The following is a 3392-nucleotide window of genomic DNA, read 5'->3' as shown; positions in this document are numbered from 1 at the left end:
GAAAAAAGCAAGGAAAACAAAATGTTTTCCTTGCTTTTTCTATAAGCGGGTAACGAGAATCGAACTCGCGACGCAACCTTGGGAAGGTTAAGTTTTACCACTAAACTATACCCGCATAAACTAAGTAATAGCAATTACTTAGTAAGTATATCGCTAATCCAACTATTTGTCAGCCTTTTTTGATGATTTTTTTGTTGCCTTTGAATCAGCAGATGACTTGGAAGACTTTTCGTCATCATCTTCGTCTTCATCGTCAGCTTTTTCAGTACGTGGAACAGCCTTAATCATCTTGGCTTCACTTTGCCGAATAACAGCACGACTGTTTAATTCATTAACACCATTCTTATCGCTAGGATCAAAGTCCTGAATCGAAATCATAATAGAATTGTTGTAGACTTTTTCAACGATTCCGGTAAAGTCATGATCCATCGGGCCAAATTTCTTTGCCTTAACAAGATCACCAATTTCAAAATCAGCCACAGGCTATCACCCCTTCATTTTTCTAGTAAACACAATAATGTACAATACACTTTTTCCAGCATTTTTTCAAGTAAAGTGTCTCTCTTAAAACCCATAAATTCTTATCAGTGATAAAATCAGATCCTGAAAGGAGTTTCCCGATGCTAAATCTTCTAATTTTATTTGCAATTGTTATTTTATTCATTTCTTCCACTGCTGGTCTCCATGCCAAAATGGAGAAGCACGTTAGTAATTGGCTAATCATTACCCGTTGTTTTTTCTTTATTCTCCTAACCTGCCAGATAATTCAACTATTCCTTACTTGGAAGACTAGCCTTCTTGCTAATCTTATTTGGCTTGTCATTTCTATTGTTCTCTTTATTCTTACCGCGAATGCCTTCCGTGAAAAAATTGTAACGTTTGGCAATCCTCGTCATTCACGACTGGTTTTTGCGGGGATGATTATTAACCTTGGTCTAGCATTGATCACGATTTTCTTTTAAGAATCTAATTAGTTTTTCAGCAGCCCGTGCCCGTGTTAAGTACGGATAGCTTTCATTAAATGTCATCTGGGCTAATGTTTTAGTTGAATCACGTGGAATGAGAATTCGACTAAATCCTTCGCCATTAATTCCACGTTCAGTGCTTGCAATTTGTCCCTTTAATGTGCCATCAACCACTTTAATAATTTTTCCTTGATGAGCACACGCAATACTGGTCTGCATGATAAACGTGCGGTTCTTTCCTTGAACAAGACGAATAATGTGCTGTGCATACTGATGGGGCGTGGGATAATCTGTAAGATCACGTGCTGTCCTCACTCCAAGAATTTCGGGCCTAGCTGTAAGCAGTAGCCCTGAATCATCTGCAATAACTAATCTATCAGGAAGAAGTTTACTAATAAAGAGTGCTTTATTACTCGCATTTTTTTCATATGACCGGTTCCCCTCTGGAGGGAATTTTATTTTAGGGAGCAAGTCCGTATATGGAATTACTTCATTATTACAAACACGAAAGCTCCGTTGAAGTTCTTCAATTTTATCGTGATTATGACTAGCAACAACAAACTGCAATTGAATCTCCTCCTAATAACGAAGCGGTGCAATTACTTTGTTAATCCATTCCATTGCCGCCTTACTATGAATATTTGTAAATGGGGCCCGTTCAATCAGATGATCATCAACATTAAATAATCGCAATTGCCCCTTAACTTTAATTGGCTTAATCCAATACGATCCATTTTTCGCAAACGGAGCGATCTTCCAAGCATAATAAGAGCCACCCTGGTCTTGCCGTTGCTCAATGCCAACAATTTTAGCAACACAGAGGGCATATCCAGGCACAAAGCCACGAATCTTTTTGGCAGTGTTGCATATCAACAGGTCTCCCCGATACTTAGTTGACCATGAACGGTATTCTTCAGTTTTTGTCCCATTCATAATATCAGCAGCGTAATCCGACCGAATCGATAAGGCTTTCATACTGACACTCCTTCCTAAAATGGCACCACCAATCCTGAAATAGTAGGATTCATAGTGTCATTTATTTAACCTAAAATATGATTAACAAACAGTAATCCCAGAATGAACACTATCCAGCGGACCACCGTTTTCACATTTTTACGCCGATTGAAACGTTTCTTATAGTCTTCAGCTGACTTAACTAACTCTGGCGAAACTTCCAAATGTTCTTCGGTGTACCCACTGATATCAAGGCTCTGTTGATGATTAAAGTCTTCTCCATTCAGGTGGAAGTGGGCACCATAAACGATGTTATAAATCTTCCACTGCGCACTTCCTTGTTTTCGTCCAAAGACAACATAATCTGTCCACTGTTGCCGTTTAAATGACGAATTAAAATCAGAGAGAACATTCACTTCACTATCAATCCCACTTACTTGGACCTTTGCAATAATTAGGTCAGGTGAAATTTTCTGAGCTGACACAACTTTTCCATGGTTAACCAGCACATCATCAATGATCCCGTTCGATGCCTTGGCAATAATTTCATCATGCATTGTTGACAGGGAAACCCGTCCCAGTTGTGATTTCAACTGATCCAAATAATTACTGCTGTCAGCAAAGCACCGACGAATCGACTGGCCATAAACAAATTGTGCCCAAGCATATGTTTCGACTAAGCCCTGTGCTAATTGATTATCAACAGCATCATTTTCTAAGCGGATCTTAGCTCTCTTGAGTCCTTGTTTAAAGTCCTTAATCTTCATATTAGGAATTAACATCCATTTGGACAAACCATTAACTTCCGTGATGTCACGAGTTCTCCGATAAAGTCGTACCACCATTTTGCTGACAGAGCTAAGAATATATAACCCACAGAAAAACAGGACGAACAAGAATGCCTTAAAACTATCTCCAGATTTATCATTTCCACTGCTTATAATACTGCTGCTTGATGAGCTTCCACCACCGCTTGATGAACCGCCCCCTCCACCAGTTGACCCCATTGAGGCAAAAGCTCCATGAAAGGTCAGCAATTTAGTAATGATAACCACCAGAGCAATTTTCCAACGTTTAAAAAGTTGGCACGTTTCATTTTTTCCTCGCTTTGTTAATCACGCTATAATATTACTCACGGTATTGTATCATAATCTTAGAGTGATGGCCCAATCATTTTAAAGCCAAAATTTGAAATAATAATCTATCAGCAGATTAACGTAAAAAAGTAAGATTCTCTTCAACTGATAGTCTTCTTTCTGTTCATTATTAAATTTGAAAACTAGCTGTAGTAATACAGAAGTGCCCTCATAGTTGCACTATATCCAGTAAAGTATACTCTTACCTAGTAATATCAAAATAAAGCTGAGGAGCAGATTGAAAAACACCTTAAATATATAAAAAAGAGCCTTGAATATACAAAAGATGTACATTCAAGGCTTCAATCGTTAATATAACAATGATTGTAGACTATAC

General features: G+C 38.1%; 5 protein-coding genes and 1 tRNA gene. 1 reads left to right on the top strand and 5 read right to left on the bottom strand.

Going from position 1 to position 3392, the window contains the following annotated elements; genetic code table 11:
• Positions 1-44: 44 nt before the first annotated feature.
• Positions 45-115 (bottom strand) — tRNA-Gly (locus tag HMPREF0549_RS05365).
• 47 nt (positions 116-162) lie between these two features.
• Positions 163-480, bottom strand: a complete 318-nt coding sequence (locus HMPREF0549_RS05360) for a hypothetical protein (protein WP_003717246.1) — start codon at positions 478-480, stop codon at positions 163-165.
• A 140-nt stretch (positions 481-620) separates the two neighbouring features.
• Between HMPREF0549_RS05360 and HMPREF0549_RS05355 the strand changes: the two genes are divergently transcribed.
• Positions 621-962 (top strand): hypothetical protein, encoded by a 342-nt coding sequence (locus HMPREF0549_RS05355; protein ID WP_003717245.1) that lies wholly within the window; start codon positions 621-623, stop codon positions 960-962.
• On the opposite strand, the gene HMPREF0549_RS05350 is transcribed toward HMPREF0549_RS05355, so the two are convergent.
• The 3 genes from HMPREF0549_RS05350 to HMPREF0549_RS05340 all read right to left on the bottom strand — a co-directional run bounded on the left by HMPREF0549_RS05350 (position 936) and on the right by HMPREF0549_RS05340 (position 2926).
• Positions 936-1532 (bottom strand): non-canonical purine NTP pyrophosphatase, encoded by a 597-nt coding sequence (locus HMPREF0549_RS05350; RefSeq protein ID WP_003717244.1) that lies wholly within the window; start codon positions 1530-1532, stop codon positions 936-938. The genes HMPREF0549_RS05355 and HMPREF0549_RS05350 overlap by 27 nt on opposite strands.
• Positions 1533-1544: 12 nt before the next feature.
• On the bottom strand, positions 1545-1940 hold the full coding sequence (locus HMPREF0549_RS05345) for an ASCH domain-containing protein (protein WP_003717243.1): 396 nt from the start codon (positions 1938-1940) through the stop codon (positions 1545-1547).
• 65 nt (positions 1941-2005) lie between these two features.
• Complete coding sequence (locus HMPREF0549_RS05340; RefSeq protein ID WP_003717242.1) at positions 2006-2926, bottom strand: hypothetical protein; 921 nt, start codon at positions 2924-2926, stop codon at positions 2006-2008.
• Between the last annotated feature and the right edge of the window lie 466 nt (positions 2927-3392).

It is taken from the genome of Limosilactobacillus vaginalis DSM 5837 = ATCC 49540 (genome assembly GCF_000159435.1).
Classification (GTDB): domain Bacteria; phylum Bacillota; class Bacilli; order Lactobacillales; family Lactobacillaceae; genus Limosilactobacillus; species Limosilactobacillus vaginalis.
This window is presented reverse-complemented; position numbering and strand designations above follow the sequence as displayed.